General features: G+C 64.4%; 25 protein-coding genes and 1 pseudogene. 12 read left to right on the forward strand and 14 right to left on the reverse strand.

All coding sequences use genetic code 11. The features are described 5' to 3' along the window. Window positions 1–121: 121 nt before the first annotated feature. Window positions 122–3,730 carry a bifunctional proline dehydrogenase/L-glutamate gamma-semialdehyde dehydrogenase PutA gene (putA, locus tag CK218_RS22030; protein WP_095828873.1) on the forward strand — a complete coding sequence of 1,203 codons (3,609 nt, stop codon included), beginning with the start codon at window positions 122–124 and terminating at the stop codon, window positions 3,728–3,730. A gap of 32 nt (window positions 3,731–3,762) precedes the next feature. On the opposite strand, the pseudogene CK218_RS22035 reads toward putA, so the two are convergent. The 4 genes and pseudogenes from CK218_RS22035 to CK218_RS22050 form a co-directional block, all read right to left on the reverse strand. After that, window positions 3,763–3,885 (reverse strand): annotated as a pseudogene (locus tag CK218_RS22035) (antibiotic biosynthesis monooxygenase); the annotation flags it as partial. Window positions 3,886–3,894: 9 nt separating this feature from the next. Beyond that, window positions 3,895–4,755, reverse strand: a complete 861-nt coding sequence (locus CK218_RS22040; protein WP_245435147.1) for a TonB family protein — start codon at window positions 4,753–4,755, stop codon at window positions 3,895–3,897. 217 nt (window positions 4,756–4,972) lie between these two features. Beyond that, entirely contained in the window at window positions 4,973–5,410 is a 438-nt protein-coding gene (locus CK218_RS22045; protein WP_095828875.1) for a hypothetical protein, read from the reverse strand. 5 nt (window positions 5,411–5,415) lie between these two features. Beyond that, window positions 5,416–7,554, reverse strand: a complete 2,139-nt coding sequence (locus CK218_RS22050) for a TonB-dependent hemoglobin/transferrin/lactoferrin family receptor (RefSeq protein ID WP_245435150.1) — start codon at window positions 7,552–7,554, stop codon at window positions 5,416–5,418. A gap of 254 nt (window positions 7,555–7,808) precedes the next feature. Between CK218_RS22050 and hemP the strand changes: the two genes are divergently transcribed. Genes hemP through CK218_RS22075 form a run of 5 tightly spaced genes read left to right on the forward strand, consistent with a single transcriptional unit; the run spans window position 7,809 to window position 11,931 of the window. Continuing rightward, complete coding sequence (hemP, locus tag CK218_RS22055) at window positions 7,809–8,015, forward strand: hemin uptake protein HemP (protein WP_095828877.1); 207 nt, start codon at window positions 7,809–7,811, stop codon at window positions 8,013–8,015. Between the two features lie 50 nt (window positions 8,016–8,065). Continuing rightward, entirely contained in the window at window positions 8,066–9,127 is a 1,062-nt protein-coding gene (locus tag CK218_RS22060) for a hemin-degrading factor (RefSeq protein WP_095828926.1), read from the forward strand. A gap of 11 nt (window positions 9,128–9,138) precedes the next feature. Further along, window positions 9,139–10,032, forward strand: a complete 894-nt coding sequence (locus tag CK218_RS22065) for a hemin ABC transporter substrate-binding protein (protein WP_095828878.1) — start codon at window positions 9,139–9,141, stop codon at window positions 10,030–10,032. A gap of 5 nt (window positions 10,033–10,037) precedes the next feature. Then, window positions 10,038–11,135 carry an iron ABC transporter permease gene (locus tag CK218_RS22070; protein WP_095828879.1) on the forward strand — a complete coding sequence of 366 codons (1,098 nt, stop codon included), beginning with the start codon at window positions 10,038–10,040 and terminating at the stop codon, window positions 11,133–11,135. Between the two features lie 7 nt (window positions 11,136–11,142). Beyond that, window positions 11,143–11,931, forward strand: a complete 789-nt coding sequence (locus CK218_RS22075) for a heme ABC transporter ATP-binding protein (RefSeq protein WP_095801905.1) — start codon at window positions 11,143–11,145, stop codon at window positions 11,929–11,931. On the opposite strand, the gene rirA is transcribed toward CK218_RS22075, so the two are convergent. After that, entirely contained in the window at window positions 11,928–12,389 is a 462-nt protein-coding gene (gene rirA, locus CK218_RS22080) for an iron-responsive transcriptional regulator RirA (RefSeq protein ID WP_066999863.1), read from the reverse strand. The two genes, CK218_RS22075 and rirA, sit on opposite strands and share 4 nt — an antisense overlap. Before the next feature lie 194 nt (window positions 12,390–12,583). Here rirA and CK218_RS22085 point away from each other — a divergent pair, with 194 nt between their 5' ends. The 3 genes from CK218_RS22085 to CK218_RS22095 all read left to right on the forward strand — a co-directional run bounded on the left by CK218_RS22085 (window position 12,584) and on the right by CK218_RS22095 (window position 15,058). After that, on the forward strand, window positions 12,584–13,879 hold the full coding sequence (locus tag CK218_RS22085) for a DUF445 domain-containing protein (RefSeq protein WP_095828880.1): 1,296 nt from the start codon (window positions 12,584–12,586) through the stop codon (window positions 13,877–13,879). Between the two features lie 64 nt (window positions 13,880–13,943). Continuing rightward, window positions 13,944–14,372, forward strand: coding sequence for a TIGR01841 family phasin (gene phaP / locus CK218_RS22090; protein ID WP_066999869.1), 429 nt, complete (start codon window positions 13,944–13,946; stop codon window positions 14,370–14,372). A 188-nt stretch (window positions 14,373–14,560) separates the two neighbouring features. Continuing rightward, window positions 14,561–15,058, forward strand: a complete 498-nt coding sequence (locus CK218_RS22095; protein WP_066999871.1) for a MaoC family dehydratase — start codon at window positions 14,561–14,563, stop codon at window positions 15,056–15,058. Here CK218_RS22095 and CK218_RS22100 read toward each other — a convergent pair. Continuing rightward, window positions 15,055–16,500: a PLP-dependent aminotransferase family protein gene (locus CK218_RS22100; RefSeq protein WP_095778455.1), complete on the reverse strand. Its 1,446-nt coding sequence runs from the start codon at window positions 16,498–16,500 to the stop codon at window positions 15,055–15,057. The two genes, CK218_RS22095 and CK218_RS22100, sit on opposite strands and share 4 nt — an antisense overlap. A gap of 102 nt (window positions 16,501–16,602) precedes the next feature. On the opposite strand from CK218_RS22100, the gene CK218_RS22105 reads away from it, so the two are divergent. Next, window positions 16,603–17,466, forward strand: a complete 864-nt coding sequence (locus tag CK218_RS22105; RefSeq protein ID WP_095828927.1) for a DMT family transporter — start codon at window positions 16,603–16,605, stop codon at window positions 17,464–17,466. A gap of 9 nt (window positions 17,467–17,475) precedes the next feature. Here CK218_RS22105 and CK218_RS22110 read toward each other — a convergent pair whose 3' ends face one another. The 4 genes from CK218_RS22110 to CK218_RS22125 all read right to left on the reverse strand — a co-directional run bounded on the left by CK218_RS22110 (window position 17,476) and on the right by CK218_RS22125 (window position 20,388). Next, complete coding sequence (locus CK218_RS22110) at window positions 17,476–18,516, reverse strand: zinc-dependent alcohol dehydrogenase family protein (protein ID WP_095778454.1); 1,041 nt, start codon at window positions 18,514–18,516, stop codon at window positions 17,476–17,478. 75 nt (window positions 18,517–18,591) lie between these two features. Next, window positions 18,592–19,053, reverse strand: coding sequence for a DUF4262 domain-containing protein (locus CK218_RS22115; RefSeq protein WP_095828881.1), 462 nt, complete (start codon window positions 19,051–19,053; stop codon window positions 18,592–18,594). Continuing rightward, on the reverse strand, window positions 19,043–19,693 hold the full coding sequence (maiA, locus tag CK218_RS22120) for a maleylacetoacetate isomerase (protein ID WP_095828882.1): 651 nt from the start codon (window positions 19,691–19,693) through the stop codon (window positions 19,043–19,045). Before maiA ends, CK218_RS22115 begins: the two co-directional genes overlap by 11 nt. Further along, on the reverse strand, window positions 19,690–20,388 hold the full coding sequence (locus CK218_RS22125) for a fumarylacetoacetate hydrolase family protein (RefSeq protein WP_095778451.1): 699 nt from the start codon (window positions 20,386–20,388) through the stop codon (window positions 19,690–19,692). The genes maiA and CK218_RS22125 overlap by 4 nt, the downstream gene beginning before the upstream one ends. 290 nt (window positions 20,389–20,678) lie before the next feature. On the opposite strand from CK218_RS22125, the gene CK218_RS22130 reads away from it, so the two are divergent. After that, complete coding sequence (locus CK218_RS22130; RefSeq protein ID WP_095828883.1) at window positions 20,679–21,701, forward strand: acyltransferase; 1,023 nt, start codon at window positions 20,679–20,681, stop codon at window positions 21,699–21,701. A 5-nt stretch (window positions 21,702–21,706) separates the two neighbouring features. Here CK218_RS22130 and CK218_RS22135 read toward each other — a convergent pair whose 3' ends face one another. From CK218_RS22135 to CK218_RS22150, 4 genes are all read right to left on the reverse strand, one after another. Then, window positions 21,707–22,192, reverse strand: a complete 486-nt coding sequence (locus CK218_RS22135; protein WP_095828884.1) for an SRPBCC family protein — start codon at window positions 22,190–22,192, stop codon at window positions 21,707–21,709. Between the two features lie 124 nt (window positions 22,193–22,316). Further along, window positions 22,317–22,811: a GNAT family N-acetyltransferase gene (locus CK218_RS22140; RefSeq protein ID WP_095778548.1), complete on the reverse strand. Its 495-nt coding sequence runs from the start codon at window positions 22,809–22,811 to the stop codon at window positions 22,317–22,319. A gap of 14 nt (window positions 22,812–22,825) precedes the next feature. Then, window positions 22,826–23,584: a copper homeostasis protein CutC gene (locus tag CK218_RS22145; protein WP_179294569.1), complete on the reverse strand. Its 759-nt coding sequence runs from the start codon at window positions 23,582–23,584 to the stop codon at window positions 22,826–22,828. Between the two features lie 186 nt (window positions 23,585–23,770). Then, a complete protein-coding gene (locus tag CK218_RS22150) occupies window positions 23,771–24,202 on the reverse strand; it encodes a cupin domain-containing protein (RefSeq protein ID WP_095778447.1) in 432 nt (143 codons plus the stop codon). Between the two features lie 548 nt (window positions 24,203–24,750). On the opposite strand from CK218_RS22150, the gene CK218_RS30735 reads away from it, so the two are divergent. Next, window positions 24,751–25,110, forward strand: a complete 360-nt coding sequence (locus CK218_RS30735; protein WP_179294570.1) for a hypothetical protein — start codon at window positions 24,751–24,753, stop codon at window positions 25,108–25,110. Window positions 25,111–25,187 lie beyond the last annotated feature (77 nt).

Raw genomic sequence — 25,187 nt, forward strand, 5'->3', positions numbered from 1 at the left:
TCGAATGGACTATCTTGTCGATTTCTTTGGACCGACCTGGGCTCCCAGCTGTGCTAGCTTGCGCCAATCGGTCCGGCGACCGCCAGACCCGCTCGCTAACGCTTGCTCTCATGGATCCGACATGCCGCTCGATGCCATCCGCCAGGATATCCGCGCCAACTATTTGCCCGACGAAGACGAGGCGGTGAAGCGACTGTCCGCGGCTGCCGGGCTTTCGGCGGAAGAGCGCAAGGCGATCTCGGCGCGTGCGGCCGATCTGGTGCGCGCGGTGCGCGGCTCGACCGACCCTCGGCTGATGGAGGTTTTTCTTTCGGCCTATGGCCTGTCGACCAAGGAAGGCGTGGCGCTGATGTGTCTCGCCGAGGCGCTGCTGCGCGTTCCCGATGCCGAGACGATGGACGATCTCATCGCCGACAAGATCGCGCCGCACGACTGGTCGGCGCATTCGGGCAGCTCGAGTTCCATTTTCGTCAACGCCTCGACCTGGGCGCTGATGCTGACCGGCCGCGTGCTCGATGAAGGCGAGGGCGGTATCGAAGGCACGCTGCGCGCCATGGTGCGCAGGCTCGGCGAGCCGGTCATCCGCAGGGCCGTGGCGGCGGCGATGCGCGAAATGGGCGAGCAGTTCGTGCTCGGCCGCACCATCGCCGAAGCGGTCAAGCGCGGCCGTCCGATGACGCAGAAGGGCTATCTCTATTCCTTCGACATGCTGGGTGAGGCGGCCCGCACCGAGGCTGATGCGCTGCGCTATCACCGCGCCTATGCGGATGCGATTTCCTCGCTCGACGCCGGGTCCAATGGCCCGGACATTCGCTACAACCACGGCATTTCGGTCAAGCTTTCGGCACTGCATCCGCGGTATGAGGTGGCGCAGAAGGAGAAGATGCTGCCGGTAATGGCCGAGCGGCTGTTGTCGCTGGCGCTTGCCGCGCGGCATTCGCGCATGGGCCTCAACATCGATGCCGAAGAGGCCGACCGGCTCGATCTGTCGCTCGACGTCATCGAACGCGTGCTCGCCGAACCGGAGCTTGCCGGTTGGGATGGTTTCGGCGTCGTCGTCCAGGCCTATGGCCCGCGCGCGGCATTCGTCATCGACTGGCTCTATGCGCTTGCCAAAAAATACGACCGCAAGATCATGGTGCGGCTGGTGAAGGGCGCCTATTGGGACACCGAGATCAAGCGGGCACAGACGCTTGGGCTTGCCGGCTATCCGGTCTTCACCCGCAAGACCAACACCGACGTCTCGTATGTGGCCTGCGCGCGAAAACTGCTGTCGATGACCGACCGCATCTACCCGCAATTCGCCACCCACAACGCGCACACGGTGGCTGCCATCCTGTCGATGGCGAAGGATCGCGACTCCTTCGAATTCCAGCGTCTGCACGGCATGGGCGAATCGCTGCACGAGACGGTGCGCAAGGCCGAAAGGACGCGCTGCCGCATCTACGCGCCGGTCGGTGCGCATTCCGACCTGCTCGCCTATCTGGTGCGGCGGCTCTTGGAAAACGGCGCCAACTCCTCTTTCGTCCACCAGTTGACTGACGAGGAGGTCGAGCCGGAAGAAATCGCCCGCGACCCGCTGGAAGCTGTAGAGAAACAAGGCCCCGCCGCCAATCCGGCGATCGCGCGGCCCGCCGCGATCTTCGGCGCCCACCGACGCAATTCAAAAGGGTTCGACATCAGTGATGCGGTGACTCTTGCAGCCATCGACAGGGCACGGGCGGAATTCGCGGGAGCGGATCGCTGGCATGCCAAGCCGATCACGCGCGCCGCCGGCTACGGCAAGCCGCGCCAGATCGTCAACCCGGCCAAGCCCGATGAGGTCGTCGGCACAGTGCATGAGGCGGCGGCCAAGCAGGTCGCGACCGCCGTGCGTATCGCTGTGGAGGCGCAGCCGGCCTGGGCAAAACGCCCGGTTGCCGAGCGCGCCGCGATCCTCAACCGCGCCGCCGACCTCTACGAGGCCAATGCCGCCGAGTTCTTCGCTTTGGCCACTCGAGAGGCCGGCAAGTCGTTGGCCGACGGCGTCGCCGAAGTGCGCGAGGCGGTCGATTTCCTGCGTTACTATGCGGCCGAGGCGGCGAATGCCGAAGCGGGCACTGAAGCCCGTGGCGCGATCGTCTGCATCTCGCCGTGGAATTTCCCGCTGGCCATCTTCACCGGCCAGATCGCCGCGGCGCTCGTCACCGGCAATTCGGTGATCGCCAAGCCCGCCGAGCAGACGCCGCTGATCGCCTTCCGCGCCGTCGAGATACTGCGCGAGGCCGGCGTGCCGGAGGATATCATCCAGCTCCTGCCGGGTGACGGTGCGTCGGTCGGAGCGCCGCTCACCGCCGACCCGCGCATCGCAGGTGTCTGCTTTACCGGCTCGACCGAGGTCGCCAAGCTGATCGAAAAACAGCTGGCCGAAACGGCGGCGCCCGATGCCATGCTGATTGCCGAGACGGGTGGGCTGAACGCCATGATCGTCGATTCCACGGCGCTTCCCGAGCAGGCGGTTCGCGACATCCTCGCCTCCGCCTTCCAGAGCGCCGGGCAGCGCTGCTCGGCGCTGCGCGTGCTCTACGTGCAGAAGGATGTCGAGAAGAAGATGCTGGCCATGCTGAAGGGCGCGATGGAGGCCCTCAATGTCGGCGATCCGTGGCTGATCTCGACCGATGTCGGCCCGGTCATCGACGATGAGGCGCAGGCCTCGATCAGCGACTACTGCAAGAAAAAGGGGCTGGAGGGGCGCCTCATCGCCAAGCTCGAAGCGCCGGCTGCCGGCCGCTTCGTCGCGCCGCATGTCTTTCGGGTCAAAGGCATCGAGGAGATGGAGCGCGAAGTGTTCGGCCCGGTGCTGCATGTCGCCACCTTCGACGCCGACGACATCGACGCGGTGATTGCCGGCATCAACCGCAAGGGCTACGGCCTGACCTTCGGCCTGCACACCCGCATCGAGGGCCGCGTCCAGCATTTCGTCGACGGCATCCATGCCGGCAACATCTATGTCAACCGAAACCAGATCGGCGCCGTCGTCGGCTCGCAGCCCTTCGGCGGCGAGGGTCTGTCCGGCACCGGGCCGAAGGCCGGCGGGCCGCATTATCTGCGCCGCTTCCGCAAGGGCCCCCAAGCCGGCACGGAAGTCGGCGACGGCCACAAGGTGACGGCGACGGAACTCGCCGACAATCTGCCGGACCCGACGCTTGGCGGCTGGTCGACGCGACCAGATCGCGTGGGGATTCTGAGAAAACATCTGCGCGGCAAGGGGGCTGCGGCCATCGCCGCCGCAGCGAGCCTCGATTTCGGGCAGGTCGACCTGCCGGGCCCGACCGGCGAGGCCAACACGCTGTCGCTGGCGCCGCGCGGACGGGTGCTCTGCCTCGGGCCGGATGCCGAGACGCTGCTTGCGCAGACAATCCAGGCTTTAGCCGCCGGCAATGCCGTTCTGGCAGTGGCGCCAGGCGCGCCGGCGGCGCTGTCGGCGCTGACCGGCAAGGGCCTGCCGCTGGCGGCGATCGACGGCCGGCCGGACCCGGTCGAGGCACGCTCGCTGCGCGTCGACGTCGTTGCCTTCTCCGGCACGCCGGAAGCGGCGCGCATCGTGCGCAAGGTGGTTGCCGAGCGCGCCGGGCCGATCGTGCCGCTGGTCGGCGAAGTGCTTAATCCGGCGGCTTATGCGCATGAGCGCGCGGTCTGCGTTGACACGACGGCGGCCGGCGGCAATGCCAGCCTGCTTGCTGCGGCCTAATCAGGTGCGGAAGGCCGCCGCGTTAGCGGCGGTCAGGCGCCCTCGACGACCAAAAACCCTTCGAACTCGGGGTGGCCAAGATAATGCACCTTGGCGGTGCCGGCGTTGCGATGGGCGGCGCGAAAGTTCTCCGACTTCGTCCAGGCGATGAAATCGCGGAGGCTTTAAAAAGGGCCGATCCGCGCCTTGAACACCCAACTTGATTTTCCGGTCTCGGGTGGAATGGGAGGGAACGGGGCTTGCTTGCGCACCAGCGTCAAAGCGAACTGATCGAGCTCGGAGGACCCTGAACTTTCAGCGAGCTGCAGGTCGCTGACGCTGCCGTCGGCCGCGACGACGAAAACCACCCTGGCGTTGTTGCGAGCCTTGGCCTGGATCGATTTCGAAACGCGACGGTTGGCGCGCGCAAGCTTCTTCTGGATTTCACCGCTGTAGTGGGATTCCAGGGCATTGCCGGCAGCGGCCTGTTTCTTGCCCTTGCTGGCGGCAACAGGCGCGTCGCGTGTATCGCCATCCGCCGTGCCGCCGGTTGCATTGGTCTGGTCTGCCGCTGCCGATGGGGCTGGGCCGCTCGATGTCGCACTGGGGACCGGTGGCTGTTGAGGCTCGGCAAGGGGCGCTTCAGCGCTTTGCAGTTCGGTCGCGGGCGTAGGTTTGCTGTCGTCGGGGACAGTCTGGTCATCCTGGCGTGGGCTGGTGGCCGCCACGATATCCGGCGCGGAAGCGGCTTCCTTGACGGCTTGCGGCGGAAGCTGAGGCGTCGAGGGTTCGCTTGCTGGTTGCTGCGCTTCGACCGGCGGTGCGGGCTGCGCGGCCTGGCGTTTCACCGGCTGCAGATCGGGCACCAAGGTGACATCCACGGCGCCGGACGACTGGTCGTCCAGGGCGCTGCCGGTGACGTTGGCGCCGGACTGATCTGTGCCCTCGGCCCGAATCGCGTCCATGGAGTCGAATATCCCGGCAGGCGCGAGCAGGAACGCGGCCGCCGCAGCGCCATGTAGCAGGCCGGAAGCGATGATCGCCACCGGCCATTTGCGATGCCCGGCCGAGTGCCGCGGCTGCATGAGCGGCTCGGCCGGCGTGATCGCCGGTTCGCTGCCTGCATCGGAGGAGTGATTGATGTCCTGCATGTCTCGCGCCGAGACCTGCCGTACGCGATAAGAAATTGTCAAATCAAGATCGGTTGCCGCCCATGGCCCACGCCATGGCGTCTCCTTGGCGGGCCGGATGCACTCCCCACCTCTATACGCCGAAGGCGATGGCGGTTTTAGTCGAGGTCTTCAGGTCGCGCATGCAGGCCGTCGGCTCGACGCCGGTTCCAGCGCATTCCGTCGCGCTGTTGATCAGCACGCGGCCGAGCTTGCCGCATTCGGCGCCCGCGAGATAGAAGCGCGTGACTTTAGTCTTGCCGAGCGGCAGGTCCTTGAAATCGAGCACGGTGAGGCGGTCGACAACGCCTGACTCATTGAACAGCGCGATCTCGAAAGCGGCCTTCGACAGGTCGGCGCCGAGCGCGTTGTTGACGACGAAGGTCAGCCGGCAGCCCTTGTCCGAAGGCTGCACGGCGTTGAGTTCGAGATTAAGGGCCGGCGCCGGCGCGGACTGGGCGCATGCCGGCACCGGGCCGAGCGACATCGCCAGCGCCGATGTCAAGAGACGGAGCGATGTCGTCAAGTTCATGGTTCTCAGCCTCCGAAACGCATGGTTGCCGCAAGCTTCAGCGTGACGCCCGGTTCGTAGAGGACGGCAGTCGTGCTTGCGTTGAGCGGATTGGTGTATTTGACCTCGAACAGATTGTCGGCGCGGACGTCGAGCCTGAGGTTGTCGGTCGCCTGGTAACTGGCAAAGGCATTGACCAGCGTATAGTCCTTGGCCACCGGATTGCCCTTGGGCTTGCCGTTATATTGCACCTCACCGCCGACGGTGAGCCTGTCCTCGAGGAAGCGAAGGCCGAGCTGCGCCGTCACCTGCGAGGAGGGGATGGTGGCAAGGTCGGCCCGCTCGCCCTCATACGAGATGGTGTGGCCGTTGACGATCGAGGCCGAGAAGCCCGCATAGCCCCAGCCGGCGTCATAGACGCTTTCCAGTTCGAAACCGTTGATCTTGGCCTTGGCGAAGTTCTGGTACTGGAAGCAGATCGGGATGCCGGGGCCGGACGGGCAGCCGCTGGTCGGGTCGAAGGCCGACAGCGTGACGCCGTCGATATAGTCTTCGACATTGTTGTTGAAATAGGCGGCCTTGAGCCGCAGAGCGTCGCCGCCTTCGAAAATGTCGTTCTGCTTGTAGTTGACGCCGAACTCGACGGTCTTGCCGGTCTCAGGCTTGAGATTTGGATTGGGCAGGAAGGGGAAGGTGACGCCGGCCGGATGGTTACCGCTGATCAGCGTCTCCGTCAGCGAGGGTGAACGGTAGCCTTCCGCAAAGGTGCCGTAAAACTGCAGGCCGGCGAAGCCAGCGCTTTCGAAGGGCGATACGCCGACGGTGATGCGCGGCGACAGCCGGTCGCCCGAGGTCTCGTGCTCGGAGTCCTTCAGGCTGTACCTGTCGTAGCGCAGGCCGGTGATGACCTCCAGCCATTCCCAGGTCAGCTTGTCCTGGACATAGGCGCCGGAGACGTTGCGCTTACCTGACGGCGTGTAGAAGCTGTCGCCGCCGGCTGTGCCCCCGGTTTCGACGTCGTCGCCGACCCAGTCACCGCCGTAAGTCAACTCATGCGCAATGCCGGCGGTCTCGAATCGCGACGTGTTCCATATGTCGATGCCGGTCGTCCCGACATCGAAAGTCGAGAGCGACCCGGCGGGCAGCACCACGGGCAGGCCGGTCGTCGGATCGAAACGGTTCTGCGGGACGAGCGTCGTCAGATCGAGAAGCGTCTTGTTGTAAGAGGCGTTGATGTGGAGATCGAGCCAGCTTTTGGCATCGTCGGTGATGTTGTAGCGGGCAGTGAAGGTATTCGATTTCAGGTCGACATCGTTGGCCGGAACGCCGCCACTGGTCTCCGTCCACCCGTCCTTCGAGCCGACCCAGCCAAGCTTCAACTCGCTGTTCTCGGTCGGGCGAATGGTGGTCTTGAGCAGGCCGCTCAGCACGTCGAAGCCGGTGCCGGCAACGGTGTCGCCGCCACCGTTCTTGTAGTCGCCGTAGTCGCGGTAGACGATGTTGCCCAAAACGTCCCAGTTCTCGTTGAAGCGATAGGCGCCGCTAGCGCTGGTGGTCCAGCCCTTGCCATTCGTTTCATAGCGACCGGTCAGCGATCCGGCCCAAGTCTCTTCCGGCTTGAGGAAATCTCCGGCGTCCTTGGTTTCGAAGAAGACCACTCCGCCGATGGCGCCGGAGCCATAGGTGTTGGCGACCGGGCCGCGGATCACGTCGACCGATTTGATGAGCTCGGGATCGACATAGAAGGTCGACTGCGTGCCGTGGTCGGAGCGCTGGAAATCCTGCCTGGCGCCGTCGACGATCACCGCCACGCGGCCGAAATCCTGCAGGCCGCGGATGTTGATGCTGGAGCTGACGCGTCGCGCGTCGGCCTGCACTGCAACTCCCGGCACGCCAAGCGGCATCTCGTTCGGCGTCGTCGCCATGCGGCGCTCAAGCTGTTCCTTGTCGACATGGCTGGCCGAGGCCAGCGACTGGATCGCCGTCTCGCCGGTGCGGCTAATGACGAGGATCTTGTCGAGCAGCGTCGAGTCGCCTGCACTTTTCTGGTCAGTCTTCTTTGTCTGGTCGCTCTGCTGGTCAGCCGCCGGCTGGGTGGCCTGTTGCGCTTTGGCCGCCGGCATACAGAGCGCGATTGCCGCCGCGCCAGCCAGCAAGGCCGCCATTTCCTTCGCCATCGGCCGATCTGTCGGCCGTCCCCAATTCACCAACCCCATGCCCCAACCCCAGATTCTCAGGCTCGATGCTGGCTGGCGCGGGGCTCGCTCGCATTTTTGATCGCGTCCGGCGTCTTAAATGTTGACTCATTTAGTCCGGTAATGCACGACTAGTAAACATGAGAAATCGAGTCAAGAATTTAATCGGCATTTGACGAGGCGACCGGCCCGGTGGCCGGCACAGGAAAAAGGGACCGAATGAGATGAACAGCCATAACCCAAGCGAGTTTCGCTACCGCGGCCGCCGCTCCGACGACGTGCCCGCGCGTTTTGACCGCGTGGCGATGTCAGTGCGCACGCTCTCCAGCAACGCGCTGTTCCAGGGCGAGCATGAGATCGGCATCGAACATCATGGTGCTCTCTACCGTCTGAAGATCACCCGCCAGGGCAAGCTGATCCTCAACAAGTAAGCACGATCGGCAGACGAACAGGGCAGACAAAAAGTGGGCAGGTGGACGATATGGACCAACGCGTGAAGCCGTCGCCGGACGAGATCCGGGGTTCGCGGGAAGACAATCCGAAGATGCGCGAGCGCGATTTGGCGGCCCAACTCGGCATTTCGGAAGCAGAGCTGGTCGCGGCACATTGCGGCCATGGCGCCGTGCGCGTCGAGCCGTGCGTCAATGACTTGCTGAGCGGCCTCGAAGCGGTCGGCGAAGTGATGGCGCTGACCCGCAACGAAAGCGCCGTGCACGAAAAGATCGGCGTCTACGACAAGGTCGTCACTGGCAATCACAACGCCATGGTGCTCGGCGAGAACATCGACCTGCGCATCTTCCCGAAAGTGTGGGCACATGGCTTTGCCGTCGAGAAACGCGACGGGGGCGAGATCCGCCGCAGCCTGCAGTTCTTCGATGCGGCCGGCGAGGCCGTTCACAAGGTGCATCTGCGGGCAGCCTCGAACCTCTATGCTTACCAGAAGCTGATGGCGAGCCTTGAGTCGTCGAACCAGGAGCCGACGATCGCAATCGCCTCAAGCGCGCCGGAGGACGAAGTGGAGGTGCAAGCCTCGGTAGCCAGCATCGACGACCTCCGCGACCGCTGGAGCCGGATGACCGACGTGCATCAGTTCTTCGGCATGCTGAAGACGCTGAAGCTCAGCCGCCGTGAGGCGGTGCGCATGGTCGGCCAGGACTATGCATGGCTGCTCGACAATGATGCCGTCAGCGCCATGTTTCACCACGCGGCGGAAGGCGAGATGCCGATCATGTGCTTCGTCGGCAACCGCGGGTGCATCCAGATCCATTCCGGCCCGATCAAGTCGGTCAAGCCGATGGGGCCGTGGATCAACGTGCTCGACGAGACCTTCCACCTGCATCTGAGGACCGATCACATCCATGAAGTCTGGGCGGTGCGCAAGCCGACCAAGGATGGCCATGTCACGTCGCTCGAGGCTTATGACGCCAAGGGGGGCATGATCATACAGTTCTTTGGCAAGCGCCATGAAGGCGAGGGCGAGCGCGAAGACTGGCGCTTCCTGGCCGAGAACCTGCCCCGTATCCCCAGCCCGACCGCTGCATGAGGCGAGACTCGATGCGTGTCGTTCACCGTTTCCGCTCTACGCTTGCGCCGCTGATCGGCGTTCTGCTTGCCGCCGCCGCTCTGCCTGCCGGAGCCGATGAAGGTAGGGCCGTCTTCTCCGACACCTCGCGGATTGCCTCCATCGGCGGCTCGATCACCGAGATCGTCTATGCGCTCGGCGAGGAAAGTCATCTCGTAGCCCGTGATTCGACCAGCTCTTTCCCGCAAGCCGCGCAGAAATTGCCTGATGTTGGCTATATGCGCGCGCTGTCGCCGGAGGGCGTTCTGTCGGTCAATCCATCGGGGATTCTAGCCCTGCATGGCAGCGGCCCGAAGGAAACCGTCGACGTGTTGAAGAAATCGAGCGTGCCCTTTATCGAGGTGCCAGAGCGCTACAGCCACGAAGGCATCCTCGAAAAGATCCGCACCGTCGGAAGGGCGCTCGGGGTTGAGGCCAAGGCGGAGCAGCTCGCTGCGGAGACGGACGCGAAGCTGAAGTCGGCCGAAAAGCAGACGGCCGCGATCAAGGAGCGCAAGCGCGTCCTGTTCGTGCTGTCGATGCAGGGCGGCAAGATCCTGGCCGCGGGCAGCGATACGGCTGGCGACGGCATCATCAGGCTTGCCGGCGCCGTCAACGCGGTCGAGGGTTTTTCGGGCTACAAGCAGCTGTCCGACGAGGCGATCGTCACTGCAAGGCCGGATGTGATCCTGACCATGAAAAACGCCGGTCCGCCGATCTCGGAAGATGAGCTGTTGGCCAATCCATCGATCACCTTAACGCCCGCGGGAGCTGCCCGCAAGCTGATCAGCATGGATGGCGGCTACCTGCTGGGCTTCGGGCCGCGCACGGCCGCGGCCATCCACGACCTCGCCGTCTCGCTTTACGGCAATCAGGTCACGGACTGAGCGGGATGGCCGAACAGTCGATTGCGGGGCCGGCGGGCAGGGTGAGGGCATCCGATGGCGACCGCTCGGCGCGGGCAAGGATCGTCATCCTGCTTTTGTCTGTCGCGCTTGCGCTGTCCATATTCCTGTCGCTGACCTCGGGCGCTTCGGACGCGTCCGCCGTTCGCGTCATACGCGACTGGCTGACCGAAGGCGTGCCGGCCGATACGCTCGCCGCGCGCGACCGGCTGATCGTCTATGACATCCGCATGCCGCGCGTGCTGCTCGGCGTGCTGATCGGCGCCGCGCTCGCCGTCTCCGGCGCGGTGATGCAAGGACTGTTCCGCAACCCGCTCGCCGATCCCGGCCTGATCGGCGTCTCGGCCGGCTCGAGCCTTGGCGCGGTGGCAATCATCGTGCTCGGCACAACCTGGCTTGCGCCTGTCACGCTCGCCCTTGGCACGCTCGCCCTGCCGCTGGCAGCCTTCCTCGGCGGCCTGGCGGTGACGCTGCTGCTCTATGCCATTGCGACGCGCCACGGCCGGACGTCAGTCGCCACGATGCTGCTCGCCGGCCTGGCGATCGCCGCCCTTGCCATGGCGCTCACCGGCATACTGGTCTTCGTGGCCGACGACAGGCAATTGCGCGACCTCACCTTCTGGCAGCTCGGCTCGCTTGGCGGCGCCACTTGGCCGAAAATCGGCACGGTCGGACCGGTGATCTTGCTGGCACTGGCGACGATGCCGTTCCTGTCGCGCGGCCTTGATGCGCTGGCGCTCGGCGAGGCGACCGCCGGCCATCTCGGCATTCCGGTCCAGCGGCTGAAATACACGGCCATCGTTGGCGTGTCGGCGGCGGTCGGTGCGTCGGTCGCCGTCAGCGGAGGCATCGGCTTCATCGGCATCGTCGTGCCGCATCTGTTGCGCCTCGCCATCGGTCCGGAAAACCGCTACCTACTGCCGGCCTCGGCCTTGCTCGGCGCCTCGTTGCTTCTGCTTGCCGACGCGGTCGCCCGCACCATCGTCGCTCCGGCCGAACTGCCGATCGGCATCGTCACGGCAGTGGCCGGCGCGCCGTTCTTCCTGTGGATCCTGCTGCGCAAGCGCGGCGTCATTGATCTGTGAGCAGCCGATGATCGAAGCTCGGGACATCTCCGTAGCGATCGGCTCCAGGCGCATCGTGTCGCATGTCGATTTCACGGCGCGGCCGGGCGAGGTAACGGCAATCGTCGGGCCCAATGGCTCGGGCAAGACGACGCTGCTCAAGGCGCTGACGGGCGAGCTCTCCTATACCGGCACTGTCATCCTCAATGGCCGAGACCTGGTTTCCATGAAGCCGGTGGAGGCAGCGACGCATCGCGCCGTGCTGCCGCAGTCCACCACGCTGTCCTTTCCCTTCACGGTGCTAGAGGTCGTTCGTCTCGGCCTGATCGGCGGGCGTTCCGGGGTGCTGCCCGGCGAGGATGCGCGCTTGCCCGAGCGGGCGCTGGCGCGTGTCGATCTCGACGGCTTTGCCGGCCGTTTCTACCAGGAACTTTCAGGCGGCGAGCAGCAGCGCGTCCAGCTTGCCCGTGTGCTTTGCCAGGTCTGGGCGCCGGTTCTCGAGGGCAGGCCGCGCTACCTTTTCCTCGACGAGCCTGTCTCCAGCCTCGACGTCAAGCACCAACTCATCATCATGAATATCGCGCGCGATTTCGCCCGGCGCGGCGGCGGCGTGGTGGCGATCCTGCACGACCTCAATCTGACGGCCATGTATGCCGACCGGATTTTCGTGCTCTCTCGTGGCCAGCTGGCTGCCGCCGGCTCACCGCAAGACGTGCTCAATGACGAGCTGATCGAAAAGGTGTTCGACTGTCGGCTCAAGGTCGGCGCACTGCCTGCTGGAAGCGTTCCGTTCGTGTTGCCGCAATCGGCAGCTTAGGCGGCCGGGGCGCGCTGCTCCAGGAGGTCGATGCCAAGCAGGTGGCGCACATTCGGGCGCGCCGCGACGAGGTCGGCGATCGTGTAGCGGGAGAGCACGGCGAAGAAGGCGTTGAGCGCTTCGCGCAGTGCCGAATTCAAGGCGCAGCTGTCGACCAGCGGGCATTCGGCGGCGTCGTTCTCGAAGCACTCGGCCATGGCGAAGCTCTCTTCGGTGACGCGCACGACGTCGAACAGGCTGATCTGCTCTGCCGGGCGGCCGAGCCTGACGCCGCCATTGCGGCCGCGCACCGTCTCGACCAGGCCGGCCTCGACCAGCGGCTGCAGGATCTTGAACAAAAACAGCTCCGAAACCGAATAGGCGGTGGCGATCTCGGGGATGCGGCTCAGCCGATCGCTGTTCGCGGCGCAATACATCAGTATGCGCATCGCATAGTTCGTCTGGCGCGTGAGCCGCATGGTGATCCTCGCGAGATTAGCTTGGGCCGAATATGGCCCATAGTTTGGAACAATTCCAGACTGGACCGCTACATAGCTGAATTATCTTGTCAACTTTTTGTGCGAGTCCGCCATCGCACCGCAATGCGCTTTGAGCGAGCGTTTCGCCGGCGCAGGCCCTAGATAAGTCCGGGTGCAATAGGGAAGACCTTTCCATGTCACAATCAGCTCAGGCCCTCGCGCCGGTTCGATTCGACGCCGATGCGCAGGCAAAGCTCTCGGCATTGCGGCGGACCAAGTTCGTCGCCGCCGCGGCGCTTGGCCTATGCATCCTTGTCTTCGCGCTCGCCAAGTCTTTAGAGGTCACCCATCCGTGGCTCGGCTTTGTTGCCGCGTTCGCCGAGGCGGCGATCATTGGCGGGCTGGCCGACTGGTATGCGGTCGTGGCGTTGTTCAGGCGCCCGCTCGGCCTGCCGATCCCGCACACGGCCATCATTCCCGAGAACCAGCACCGCATCGCCGACAATCTCGGCCGGTTCATCGAGGCCAATTTCCTTGCGCCGGAGCCCGTGCGGGAAAAGCTCGCCGAGGTCGACTTTGCGGCCCTCGTCGCCGACTGGTTGGCCGACGCCGAACGCGCCGCCGACCTGTCGCGATTCGTCGCCCGCCTGGTGCCGCAGACGCTGACCGCCGTGGAGCAGTCCGGGCTGCGCGACTTCGTCACCAGCCGCATGCTGGAGCAGATCGAAAAAGTGCCGCTGGCGCCTTTAGCCGCGGAGCTGTTGTCGGCGCTCACCGACGACCGGCGCCACCAGAAACTGTTCGACGAGTTCACCAGGGTGGTCGGGCGCTTCCTGAACGACGAGAAGGCGCTGGCGACGATGCGCGAAAAGATCCGTGAGGAACTGCCGTCGCTGTTCAACCTGTTTCGCGCCGACGCCTATCTGCTCAAGAAGATTGTCGCTTCCGCCGGGTTGCTGCTGGAGGAGGTGCGGGCCGATCCCGATCATCCGGCGCGCGCCGAGTTCGACCGTTTCGTACTTCGCTTCGTCGAGCGGCTCAGGACCTGGAAGCAATATGCAAGGCGCGCCGAAAAGCTGAAGCGCGATTTCCTGGGCCGTCCGGAAGTCAGGGCTCTCGCCGGCGACACTTGGGCAAGCCTGCGCTTGTTCATCGAGCAGGACGCCAACGCGGCCAATTCGACGATTCGCGAGCACCTCGCCAATCTGTTCGTCGAGGTCGGACGACATTTGGCCGACGATGCCCAGATCAGGGCCGACATGAACCAGGGTTTTGTTGTGGCGTTCGCCTCCTTCGTCGAAAGCCAGAAGAGCGGCGTGTCGAAATTCATCGCCGATCAGGTCAAGCGCTGGGATCTGGCCCAGCTGACGCGGCTGATCGAGATCAATATCGGCAAGGACCTGCAGTATATCCGCTTCAACGGCATGGTAATCGGCGGTCTGGCCGGCTTGGCACTCTATACGGCGGAGCGGCTGCTTCTCCTCAATTGACGCGGACCGGGCGCGCACTATTCTCCCTAGTGGGCGCTGTAAAAGCGGCAGATCGGGAGGCGACATGGCAAGACAACCGGAATCCGACTCGTTTCTGGACATCTTCAGCAGGTTCGGCCGCGACTTGAAGCTGCCGAAGGTCGACATCCAGGCGATCCTGGATCACCACCGCAGGAATCTCGAGGCTCTGGAGAAGTCGGCCAGGGCAAGCGCCGCCGGCGCGTCATCCATTCTGTCGAGACAGCACGAAATGGTGCAGGAGGCGCTCGGCGAAATTACCCGGATGGCACGCAACTACCAGCCTCCGGGCAATCCGCAGGAGTTGATGACGAAGCAGGTGGATTTCGCCAGGAAATCCTTCGAGACAACGCTGAAGAATGCCGGCGAGGTCGCCGACCTGGTTCGGAAATCCGGCACCGAATCGGTCGAAATCCTGCGCGACAGGATCAAGGACGCGATGGCGGAAATCCGGGCCGGCTACGACGGGAAGTGAGCAATCCAGGACGCCTATTCGGGTTTCCCGGATCGGGTTCAGGCGGCTGAGCAATCGGCGCGTCCGGCTGCGCGTTCGCGGCTTGCCGTAAATCCGTCAACTCTGAGGGTGAAATCGAGGCGCCGCGAATTGACAGGAGCCGCCGGTTCATGGTCGGGAGATTGGCAGAAGCCAGCAGGAAAGCAGGAATGACGGAAAATCGGCCGAGGACGCCGCCGACCTTCGAACAGTTGCGGACAATGGCCGGCCAGGAGATCGGCGTCTCGGACTGGACGACGGTCGACCAGCAGCGCATCGACCAGTTCGCCCAATGCACGGGCGACCACCAGTGGATACATGTCGATCCGGAGCGCGCGAAGCGGCAGAGCCCGTTCCGCACTACGATCGCGCATGGCTATCTGACGCTGTCGATCATCGGCGCGCTGGCGCTGGAGATGGGCATCGTGCCGGAAAACACGCAAGCCGCCTTCAACTATGGCTTCGACAAAGTGCGCTTCCTGGCGCCGGTGAAGTCCGGCGCACGTATCCGGCTGCGCACGACGCTGCTCACCATGGAAGACCGCGGCCCCGGCCAATATCTGATGAAGGCCGCGAACACCGTCGAGATCGAGGGCGAGCAGAAGCCGGCGCTGACTGCCGAGACGCTGGTGATGATGTATGAGCGCCGCAAGCGGGCAGGCGCCTAAGCTCTGCCGCTGCCGGGCTGCGTCGCGCCTTTGCGGCGGGACGCCGCCATTGCCCTTTCAAGCACTCTGAAGTTGCGCTCATCGGCGCATTGGGCGACGTTGAAACGCATGAAGCGGCCGGCGGAGTGCGACAGGCTGAAGGCGTTGCCGGGCGCCAGCACGACATTATCCGCCAGCGCATGGCGGGCGACATCGGCGGCGTCGATGCCGTCGGGCAGGCGGCACCACAGGAACATACCGGCCGCCTGATCGATCCAGGGCATAACGTCCATTGCTTTCAGCCTGCCGGCTGTTTCGGCCATTGCGCGCGACAGGCGGGTGCGCAACTGCTCGACATGCTTGCGGTAGCTGCCGTCCTTCAGCAGAGTCAGCACCAGTTCCGAGGAGAGCCTCCCGCCGCCGAAAGTCGTGGCGATCTTGAGGTCAATCAGCCGTTCCATCCAGTCGCGGGGCGCGGCGATGAAGCCGCATCGCACCGAAGCCGACAGCGTCTTCGAGAAGGAACCGATCTGGACGACGCGGCCGAGGCCATCGAAGGCCGCGAGCCGCGGCGCCGGCGTGTGCTCGAAATCGGCGAAAATGTCATCCTCGACGATGGCAAGATCCGATTGATCGGCAAGCTTGAGCAGCCGGTGCGCTATAAGCGGCGAGAGCACCGCGCCGGTCGGGTTGTGAAGCGCGGAATTGGTGATGTAGAGGCGCGGCTTGTGCTCGGCGAGCGCTTGCGCGAAGAGGTCGATATCGGGCCCTGAGGGTGTCATCGCGACACCGACCACTTTGGCGCGGTGCGCGCGCAGCAACGCATGGAAGTTGAAATAGCAGGGATCGTCGACCAGAACCGTATCGCCCGGCTCGAGGAGCAAGCGGCACAATAGGTCGATCGCCTGCGTCCCGGACTCGGTGAGCATGATCTGGTCCGGCGAAGCCTCGACGCCGTGCGCCGACAGGCGGCGGGCAAGCAGCTGCCGCAGTGCCGGCAGGCCAAGCGGCGTGCCGTAGTCGGCAAGCGTCGCATCGTCGGCTCGGGCGGCGCCGCGCAGTGCTTGCCGCAACGCGGCCTGAGGCATCCAGGAAGCCGGCAGCCAGCCGCAGCCCGGTTTCAGCATATCGTCGCCTGCCTCCAGTGCTTGCCGCGAGACCCAGAGCGGGTCGACGGTGCGGTCGAGCCGCGGGCCGATCTCGGCCAGCGACAGCGGCGCAAGCGGGCCGGCGGCAAAGAAGCCGGAGCCCGGCCGCGAGCGGATCGTGCCTTCCGCCGCAAGCCGCTCATAGGCCTCGACCACCGTAGATTTTGACACCTGCATCGTGCCGGCGAAGGCGCGGATCGAAGGCAAGCGCGCGCCCGGCGTCAGGATGCGCGCGGCGATCCGCTGCCGGATTGCCGACATGACGGCTTCGACGAGCGTTCCGGCATTCGTCGCCTTCGGGTCGGGCGTGTCCATCTGTACTTCCCTGTCGACCAATACAGTTTTGCGGAATTGTACCCCATTGTCTCTGGCAAGGCCATGCGCTGCGCCGGTACAGAAGCGCAAACGGAGCGGATGATGGATAAGAGTTTCAACGGCTGGCTCAACGGCTTCATCGGCGTTCTGATCTTCAGCGGCTCGTTGCCGGCGACGCGCGTGGCGGTGGTCGATTTCAACCCGACCTTCCTGACATCGGCCCGTGCGGCGATCGCTGGCCTGCTCGGCATCGCAATGCTGTTCCTATTCCGCGAGAAGCGCCCGGATCGCGGGGATCTGGTCTCGCTGGTCGTCGTTGCGCTGGGCGTCGTGGTCGGCTTTCCCCTGCTGACGGCGCTGGCGCTCACACATGTTACTGCGGCGCATTCCATCATCTTTGTCGGCCTGCTGCCGCTGGCGACAGCGATCTTCGGTGTGCTGCGCGGCGGCGACCGTCCGCGCCCGGCCTTCTGGCTGTTTTCCTGCCTGGGCAGCACGCTCGTCGCGGGTTTCGCGCTGTCGCAAGGCGTGACCGCCTCACCGGTCGGCGACGGGTTGATGCTCGCAGCCATCATCGCTTGCGGGCTGGGCTATGCGGAAGGTGCGGCGCTGTCGCGCAAGCTCGGCGGCTGGCAGGTGATCTGCTGGGCCTTGGCGCTGTCGCTGCCGGTCATGTTGGCGTTGAGCTTTGCGACCCTGCCGCCGTCTTTTGCCGCTGTCGGCTCCGGCGCATGGATCGGCCTCGCCTATGTCTCGCTGTTCAGCATGCTGATCGGCTTCGTGTTCTGGTATCGCGGCCTGGCGCAGGGCGGCATCGCCGCGGTCGGGCAATTGCAACTGCTGCAGCCCTTCTTCGGCCTGGCGCTCGCGGCGAGTCTGCTGCACGAGCAGGTCAGCCCGCTGATGGTGGTTGTCACGCTCGGCGTGGTGGCCTGCGTGTTCGGGGCGAAGAAGTTCGCCAGGTAGGAAGCCTACTCAAAACTTCGTCACCACGCCGATGCCGATGCCCTCGAAGCCGCCCATCGCCATCAATGCGGCTGGCGCCTCATCGAGGCTGATCCTTTTGCCGACCAACAGTTCGGGATTCAGCTTGCCGGTGCGAATCATGTCCATCATGGCGGAATAGCGGTAGGCCTGCATGCCGTGGCTGCCGAGGATTTCGAGCTCGAAGGCGATGACCTTGTCCATCGGCACTTGCGGGCGGGCATGGTCGCCCAGCATCAGCCCGACCTGAACATGGCGACCGCGCCGGCGCAGATTGGCGATCGAGTTGAAGCACGTGGTTGGATGGCCGAGCGCGTCCATCGACATATGCGCGCCGCCGTTGGTGATCTGCTTGACGGCCTTGACGACATTGGGCGTGGTCGAAGCGTTGATGGTCGCGACCGCGCCGATCTTTTTCGCAAACTCCAGCTTCTCGTCGGTCAGGTCAATGGCGATGACATTGGCGCCCATGGCGCTGGCGATCATGATCGCCGAGAGACCGACACCGCCGCAGCCATGCACCGCCACCCACTCGCCGGGCGTCACCCGGCCCTGGTCGACGATGGCGCGGAAGGAGGTGACGAAACGGCAGCCGAGGCTGGCGGCAGTGGCGAACTCCATCTCGTCCGGCAGGCGTACGAGATTGGTGTCGGCATGCTCGATGCCGACATATTCGGCGAACGAGCCCCAGCCCGTGAAGCCAGGTTGGGTCTGGTGCTCGCAGACCTGATGGTTGCCGGAGTTGCATTCGAAGCAGCGGCCGCAGCCGACGGCGAAAGGCACGGTGACGCGGTCGCCGGCCTTCCAGCGGCTCACCTGCTTGCCGGCGGCGACGACGACGCCCGCCAGTTCATGGCCGGGGACATGCGGCAGCGTGATGCCGTCGTCATGACCCATCCAGCCATGCCAGTCGCTGCGGCAAAGACCGGTCGCCTCGACCTTGATGACGACGCCATCCCCCGCCGGCTTGGGGTCAGGCACGGTCTGGATCGTGGGAGCTTCGCCGAATTTTTCGAAGACGACAGCTTTCATGGGAGTGCTTTCTATCCAGTTCAAAGGGCAGGGCGATTTTGGGTAATAGGTCCCAAGCTAAGTCGGCCATGGTGGTTAGTCGAGCAATGGTTGCCGCTTGCAAAACCACTCGCCGGCTTCGGCATCCCATGGCCAAACACCGGAGGTTGCCGGAAAGATAAGCTGCAGAATCCGGAAAACGGGCCAGTTGTAAAACCATAGGTCCCAACCGAAATATTCAGGGTAGTGGTCGGGATGGACCGCACCGAATTGACAGTCGAAGCCACCTCCCAGGAAACCCGGCGCCTGCTCTCCAACGTTGAACCTCTCGCCGCTGCGCACTCGTCGGCAATACTCGTTGATGATGGTCTGCGAAAGCTCCGGCTTGAACCCGATGACGACCAGCTCAGGGGCTTTGAAATTGTACTCTATCCCCACCGAGTAAGCGAATGGCGGGTGCTCGTCGTCCTCCAGCACGTAGAGAATATGACAGCCATACTCCTCCATATCGGCGAGCGTCTTAGCCTCGTCGGGATCCCTGGCTTCCCTACTCGGCATCGATCTGGTTCTGCGGCGCAGCCTTCTGGAACGCCGGCAGCGCCATGCAGGCGGCGTGGATGCGCGAGATCACCGGATAGGCCGCCATGTCGACGCCGAAGCGGGCATTGTTGGTGACCTGCGCGGCGAGGCAGATATCGGCGAGCCCCGGTGTATCGCCATGGCAGAACCCGCCGGTCTCGGGCGAGGCGGCCAGAATCTTTTCAAGCGGGTGGAAACCTTCATTCACCCAATGCCGGAACCAGTTGACGACATCCTCGTCGCCGGCGCCGAACAAGGTGCGCAGCGAGGTGAGCACGCGCAGATTGTTCACCGGATGGATGTCGCAGGCGATCATCTGCGCCAGCATCCGGACCCTGGCGCGTCCCAGCGCATCCTTGGGCAACAACGGCGGCTCGGGCTCGATCTCGTCGAGATATTCGATGATCGCCAGCGACTGGGTTAAAAGCGTTCCGTCGTCGAGCACCAGCGCCGGTACCAGCCCTTGCGGATTGACCGCGAGATAGGCGGGCTCGAGATGCTCGCCATGGCGCAGATGGTGGGGCACATAGGTGTAGACACGCCCCTTCATCTCCAGCGCGATCCGCACCCGGTAGGAGGTGGAGGAGCGATAATAATTATGGAGGACGAGGTCGCTCATCGCTTCGGCTGCCCGATGGTGACCTCGACGGCGCCGATGCCGTCGACGCCACCAGTGATCTTGTCGCCCGCCTGAACCGCACCAACGCCGGCCGGCGTGCCGGTGAAGATCAGGTCGCCGGGCTGGAGCTCGACCGCTTCGCTGCAGATCGAGACGACATCGGCGACGGGCCAGATCAGCTCGGCGAGGTCGCCGTCCTGTTTTATGTCACCGTTTACAGCTAGCCAGATGCGGCCCTTTTCGGGATGGCCGGAATTTGCGACGGGAAGCAGCGGGCCGCAAGGCGCGGAGAAGTCGAAGGCCTTCGACCAGTCCCAGGGGCGAGCCGCTTTCTTCGCCTGGTCTTGCAGGTCGCGGCGAGTGAGGTCCACGCCGACGCCATAGCCCCAGACATGCGCGAGCGCCTCGGTGAGGGGGATGCGGAAGCCGGCCTTGCCGACCGCCACGACCAGCTCGATCTCGTGGTGGAGATTGCCAGTCAGCGGCGGGTAGGGGATCTCTGCGCCGTTGTCGACCACGGCGTCGGCCGGCTTGGTGAAGAAGAAGGGCGGATCGCGCTCGTCATTGCCGAGTTCTCGCGCATGCGCCGCGTAGTTGCGGCCGACGCAGAAGATGCGGCGCACGGCAAACCGTTCCGCCGAGCCGGCCACCGCGACCGAAGCGATCGCGGGCGGAGGGAGGACGAAGTCTGCCATAGGCGGTCTCTGCGTTGGATATGAATCGATCCGCACATTCTGCCGATTTCGGCAGGCGGGCAAGGCATTAGGCCACGAAACATTGCCGACTATGGCGGCTTCACCAAGCGGCGGCAGGACCCGCCCGCGGCCCCTTTTTTTTGTGTTCGCAATCGCTTGGCAGGAACTGCCTGTGAATTCGCTGCTTCGCACTTGCACAAGATTATTCCGCACTGCAAACTAAATGCGGCGGGGAAAACGAAGCGGTTCCAGGCACGGCTTGCCGGGACCTCGAGTTGCGAGGGACGGGCATGACCGACATCTCCGCGACGGCCGGCGTCCTGCCGCGGGCCGCAGCCGACAAAGCGGCACGGGCAAGGCTGGCCTATCTCGACGGCTGGCGCGGCCTGTCGATCGCCCTGGTGCTGATCGGCCATTTCTTTCCGATTCGCGGCATCAACCTCGGCGTGCTCGGCGTCGAGTTCTTCTTCGTGCTGAGCGGCCGGCTGATGGGAGAAATCCTGTTCGTCGAGCGCTTTCCGCTGAAGAAATTCTTCAAGCGCCGCTTCGCCCGCGTCTATCCAGCCCTGCTGGTGTTCGTGATTGCCGTCATGATCGGGCTCTCCGGCACCTTCATTGCCTTCAAATGGAAGGCGGCGCTTACCGCGCTGACATTCACCTACAATTATGCCGGCATTCTCATCAATCGCGCGGGCGCGCTCGACCATATCTGGTCGCTTGCCATCGAGGAGCATTCTTATGTCATCCTGGCGCTGATCAGCGTAGCGGTTTCCAGGCGCGCGAATGTCGTGCGCTTGCTTGTCATGCTGTCGCTGCTCGCTATGGCCAACGGCGCTATTTCCTACTGGGTCTTCGGTATGGACTACGAAACCAGCTATTGGCGAACCGACGTGCATATCGCCTCGATCCTGCTGTCGGCGGCGATCTGCCTGCTCAAGGCCGATGGACACCTGCCGGCATTCCTCAGGAACCGGCATCTGGCGCTGGGGGCCGCGGTCGGGGGAATCTTGCTGTTCCTCGATCCGGTGCCGACGCCCTTGCACTATCTGCTGGGCGTGCCGCTGCTGGCGCTCGCCGTCAACACTCTCGACTTCGCCGGCGGCTATCTGACCGGCCTACTGTCGTCGCGGCCGATGGTGATGCTGGGGCTGTGGTCCTACTCGCTCTATCTGTGGCAGCAGCCCTTCTACAAATTCGTCCATGACCGCGACGTGGCGCCGATCCCGATGCTGGCCGCGGTCTTCGCCTGCGCCCTGGCGAGCTACTACATCGTCGAGAAACCGGCGCGCGGCTGGCTCAACCGCAATTGGTGAGGAGGTCAGGCCTTGCCGGTTTTTTGTGCGGCGAGATAGCGCCGAAGCCCGGCTTCGCCGCGAGGTGTGGTCCAGCGGTGATTCCACGCGAAAGCCGGCCTGAGCAAGGGTGCCAGGAGTTTGAGGATCGGCCTCTCCACGATGACCTGCCAGGTGAGCTTCACATGCGTCCCGCTTCCGGCTGGCGACAGCTCGGCCCGCCACATGCCGTCGAAATCGCCCAAGGTCTTCACCACCACCAGCCGGCCAGGTGCGAGCTCCGCGGCCTCGATGATGAAGTTCAGCTCGTAGGGCAGGGCGCCTCGCGCCCTGGCTCTTGCCCGTGACCCGACAACGGCCTTGCCTTTCTTGTCGAGCGGCTCGACTTCCTTGTAGGCGTCGCCCCACCAGAGCGGCAGCAACTCGGCGTCGGACAGAACGTCCCACACTTCCTGCGGCGTGGCATCGGGAATGTTCCAACTCTCGTCGAAGCGGAAGACGTTGCTTGGCATGATGTCACGCCCCCAGCACGCGAAGGCGATACATTAGCTGCAGCTTCTGTTTGTGGCCAGTGCGGCGGCCGCACGAACCTTGTTTGGCGTATGGTTGAAAGCCTCTGGCTTTCAGGACCATGCGCTAGTCGATCGGCTTGGCGTAGTAGCGCACCGACTTCCTGCCGCCGTGGATCACGGCATCGCCGACCTCGGCAAAGCCGAGCGCGGCGTGAAAGGCATCCGATGTGGGGTTCGGGGGATCGGCATTGACCTCGCAGGTTACGATCGTGTGGCATGCGCGCCTGACATGCTCGAACAGATCCTCGTAGAGACGGCGGGCATGGCCACGGCCGCGCGCTTCGGCCGCGACCACCACCCGGTCGACATAGACGAAGCGGGGATAGCGCTCACGAAACCAGAGGAAGTTCGGGCTTTCGTAGCTGGCATCCTGATCGAAGCACATGATGAAGGCTTCGAGCGTCCCGATGCGGCGCGTGTAGAAAGCCTGCCCGATCAGGAATGACAGGCGCTCCGGCTCCAGCCAGGACAACTCGGCGGCATGCTCGTTGTTGAGAGCGAGAATGGCGGCCTCGTCGGCAGGCGAAACGCGTTCGATCGGCGCGCGATCTTTCGACATCGTCACTTCCGGCATCAGACCCTCGCGGCCGCGATCGTTGCCGCCGCCAAGTCCTGGTCGGTCACCGTGTTGCGGTACTCGCGATCGAGATCGGTGCCGCCCATGCCGACATGCGGGTTGCGGTAGCGCATGGCGCTCGGCACGTCGGCAAGCGCGGCAAAATGCATCTCGGTCAGTCCGGTTTGCCGGCGAACCTCGCCGATATTGTCGGGCGCCAACCCGCCGCAGCCGAGAATGATGATGCGTGCGCCGGCCTGGCGAACCAAGCGCGCGAGCAGATCGACGCCCTCCAGCGCCGTGTCGCGTTGCCCGCTGGTCAGCACGCGGCCGACCTTGCAGCGGATCAGCGCTTCGAGCGCCTCGGCCGGGTCACGCGTCATGTCGAAGGCGCGGTGGCAGGTGACATTGAGGGGACCGGCGGAGCGCACCAGTTCGCTCATTCTCGCTTCATCGATTGCGCCGTCAGCGGTCAGGCAGCCGACGACGATGCCGGCGACGCCGAGATCGCGCAGCGCGCCGATATCGGCCAGCATCGATTGGTATTCCGCCTCGCTGTAGAGAAAATCGCCGCCGCGCGGGCGCACGATAACATGAAACGGGATGGTCGCACGTTCGAGTGCTACGCGCACCGTGCCGAGGCTCGGCGTAATGCCGCCTTCGACGAGGCTGGCGCAAAGCTCGACCCGGTCGGCGCCGGCGGCCTGCGCGGCAAGCAGCCCGTCAATGCCTTCGACGCAGAGTTCGATCAGGGGCCTTTGAGCGTCGGTCACCATCATCCATCCGTGTTGAAGAGAAAGCGCAGCCCTAGCATTGGGGCGATCGAGGCGAAAGCCGCATCAATCGGTCCAGCAAGCGAAAGCGTCACTTTGCACTTTCGGTTTTGTTCGGCGCGCAGTTATTGATTGCTCAAGCCTTGGAGCGCCCGCCCTACCGCGGAACAGCTGAGCCCCGTTGCCTCGCTACTGCTTCAGGATTGTGTTCTTGGCGCCTTGTTCGACCTGGTCGATCACCAGCAGCTTCACCGGATCGCTGCCGATATTGGTCGCCTGATGCCACTGGCCGATCATCTCGACGATGAAATCGCCGGTCTTGTAGGTGTTGCTGTTGCCGGTCTCGACGTTGGTGACCTTGAGGGTGCCTGCCTCGACATAGGCATAGCGCGGGAAGGGATGTTTGTGCACCGGCAGCGTCGCGCCGGGCGCGATCTGATAGGCCGACACCTGGACCTCGACATTCTTCTGGGGCAGCTTGATCGGCTGGCCGGATGCCGTCGTCGTCTTGGACGCCAATGGCGTCACGACAACAGGTGTGGCCGAACTGTCCAGAGCGTCGGCGGTGGTTGCATAAAAAGCGGCCGCCAGCAGCAGCGCCGATGCCGGAATGTTTCGCACGATTTCCTCCCGAAATGATCGGCAAAATCGCCTAAGCGCTGTCGACTCGCAAGGAGAAAGGATTTTGGGGCTTCCCGGGCCGTATGAACTATCAGCTGCCAGGTCCTTCAAATCTGCCCCGCACTTGGGTGCTGCCGCACCCAGTCCCTTGATAGACCGGAATCATCCCCTAGTTAATTTCCCTGGCGTAGTCGCGAGTTGCCCGGGGGGGTACTGCGCCGTTCTGACGGCATGCGGCGGAAGGACGGCTGGCCGAAGCGCCTTTGGAGGGTGCCGTGCGTCAATATCTGGGATCCAGCTTGGTCCGTTTCGCGTTCGCGTGCTCTGTCGCGATAGCTTGCGCGGGAGCCGCGGCCGCCGGCGAGCGCGGCCAAGGTCATAACGCTGGTGGCGATCACGGGAATAACGGAGGTCATGGCGCTGGCAGCAACAACGGTCAGCACAACGGAACTAGCGGCGATCCCGGTGGCTCCGGCGGCAGTCCGCCGTCTGACCCACCGTCCCCACCGTCTAACGATGACGGAAGCAGCCCCACCACAACCGAGTCAGTGACGTCAAGGGCGGGCGTAGCCGGCAACGGCGGAAGGTCGCTCGACCTTCCGCCCGCCCTGCTGCCCTTCGAAGACAGCGCCATTCCACTGGCAGTCCATCCACTCGAAGTGCTGCCGGGTGTCCCGGACAACATCGTTCGTGCTTGCCGTGAGGCAATCGAGCAGGCCGCAGCTCAGTTTGGCGCGACCAGTGTGCGCGTCAGCAGTGCAGGTTCCGTACGGCGGTTGAGCCGTCAGAGGATATCGGCTCCCGTCCAGGTCAGCATCGACTACGGATATCAAAACGGCGTCGAGACGCGCCAGGCGCCGGTCAGCTGCGAATTGAACGCGAAAGGCAGCGTGATCGGGCTGACATAGCGCACAGTGCGAGCCCTCGCCGTAGACGTCCGAGTTCATGCCGCCCAGCGCCCGATTTTCAAGGGCAGTCGTTCCAG

The sequence above is a fragment of the Mesorhizobium sp. WSM3879 genome (genome assembly GCF_002294915.1).
Taxonomy (GTDB): domain Bacteria; phylum Pseudomonadota; class Alphaproteobacteria; order Rhizobiales; family Rhizobiaceae; genus Mesorhizobium.

Bases quoted from the DNA above. Each gene is read 5' to 3' on its own strand.
- putA (WP_095828873.1), top strand. From the start codon at position 122: ATGCCGCTCGATGCCATCCGCCAGGATATCCGCGCCAACTATTTGCCC.
- CK218_RS22100 (WP_095778455.1), bottom strand. From the start codon at position 16,500: ATGGACACGCCCGACCCGAAGGCGACGAATGCCGGAACGCTCGTCGAA.
- CK218_RS22050 (WP_245435150.1), bottom strand. From the start codon at position 7,554: ATGGCGGCCTTGCTGGCTGGCGCGGCGGCAATCGCGCTCTGTATGCCG.
- CK218_RS22085 (WP_095828880.1), top strand. From the start codon at position 12,584: ATGTCACAATCAGCTCAGGCCCTCGCGCCGGTTCGATTCGACGCCGAT.
- CK218_RS22115 (WP_095828881.1), bottom strand. From the start codon at position 19,053: ATGCCGAGTAGGGAAGCCAGGGATCCCGACGAGGCTAAGACGCTCGCC.
- CK218_RS22070 (WP_095828879.1), top strand. From the start codon at position 10,038: ATGGCCGAACAGTCGATTGCGGGGCCGGCGGGCAGGGTGAGGGCATCC.
- CK218_RS22145 (WP_179294569.1), bottom strand. From the start codon at position 23,584: ATGGTGACCGACGCTCAAAGGCCCCTGATCGAACTCTGCGTCGAAGGC.
- CK218_RS22065 (WP_095828878.1), top strand. From the start codon at position 9,139: ATGCGTGTCGTTCACCGTTTCCGCTCTACGCTTGCGCCGCTGATCGGC.
- CK218_RS22130 (WP_095828883.1), top strand. From the start codon at position 20,679: ATGACCGACATCTCCGCGACGGCCGGCGTCCTGCCGCGGGCCGCAGCC.
- CK218_RS22045 (WP_095828875.1), bottom strand. From the start codon at position 5,410: ATGAACTTGACGACATCGCTCCGTCTCTTGACATCGGCGCTGGCGATG.
- maiA (WP_095828882.1), bottom strand. From the start codon at position 19,693: ATGAGCGACCTCGTCCTCCATAATTATTATCGCTCCTCCACCTCCTAC.
- CK218_RS22060 (WP_095828926.1), top strand. From the start codon at position 8,066: ATGGACCAACGCGTGAAGCCGTCGCCGGACGAGATCCGGGGTTCGCGG.
- CK218_RS22075 (WP_095801905.1), top strand. From the start codon at position 11,143: ATGATCGAAGCTCGGGACATCTCCGTAGCGATCGGCTCCAGGCGCATC.
- CK218_RS22140 (WP_095778548.1), bottom strand. From the start codon at position 22,811: ATGTCGAAAGATCGCGCGCCGATCGAACGCGTTTCGCCTGCCGACGAG.
- CK218_RS22125 (WP_095778451.1), bottom strand. From the start codon at position 20,388: ATGGCAGACTTCGTCCTCCCTCCGCCCGCGATCGCTTCGGTCGCGGTG.
- CK218_RS22110 (WP_095778454.1), bottom strand. From the start codon at position 18,516: ATGAAAGCTGTCGTCTTCGAAAAATTCGGCGAAGCTCCCACGATCCAG.
- CK218_RS22135 (WP_095828884.1), bottom strand. From the start codon at position 22,192: ATGCCAAGCAACGTCTTCCGCTTCGACGAGAGTTGGAACATTCCCGAT.
- phaP (WP_066999869.1), top strand. From the start codon at position 13,944: ATGGCAAGACAACCGGAATCCGACTCGTTTCTGGACATCTTCAGCAGG.
- CK218_RS22095 (WP_066999871.1), top strand. From the start codon at position 14,561: ATGACGGAAAATCGGCCGAGGACGCCGCCGACCTTCGAACAGTTGCGG.
- rirA (WP_066999863.1), bottom strand. From the start codon at position 12,389: ATGCGGCTCACGCGCCAGACGAACTATGCGATGCGCATACTGATGTAT.
- CK218_RS22105 (WP_095828927.1), top strand. From the start codon at position 16,603: ATGGATAAGAGTTTCAACGGCTGGCTCAACGGCTTCATCGGCGTTCTG.
- hemP (WP_095828877.1), top strand. From the start codon at position 7,809: ATGAACAGCCATAACCCAAGCGAGTTTCGCTACCGCGGCCGCCGCTCC.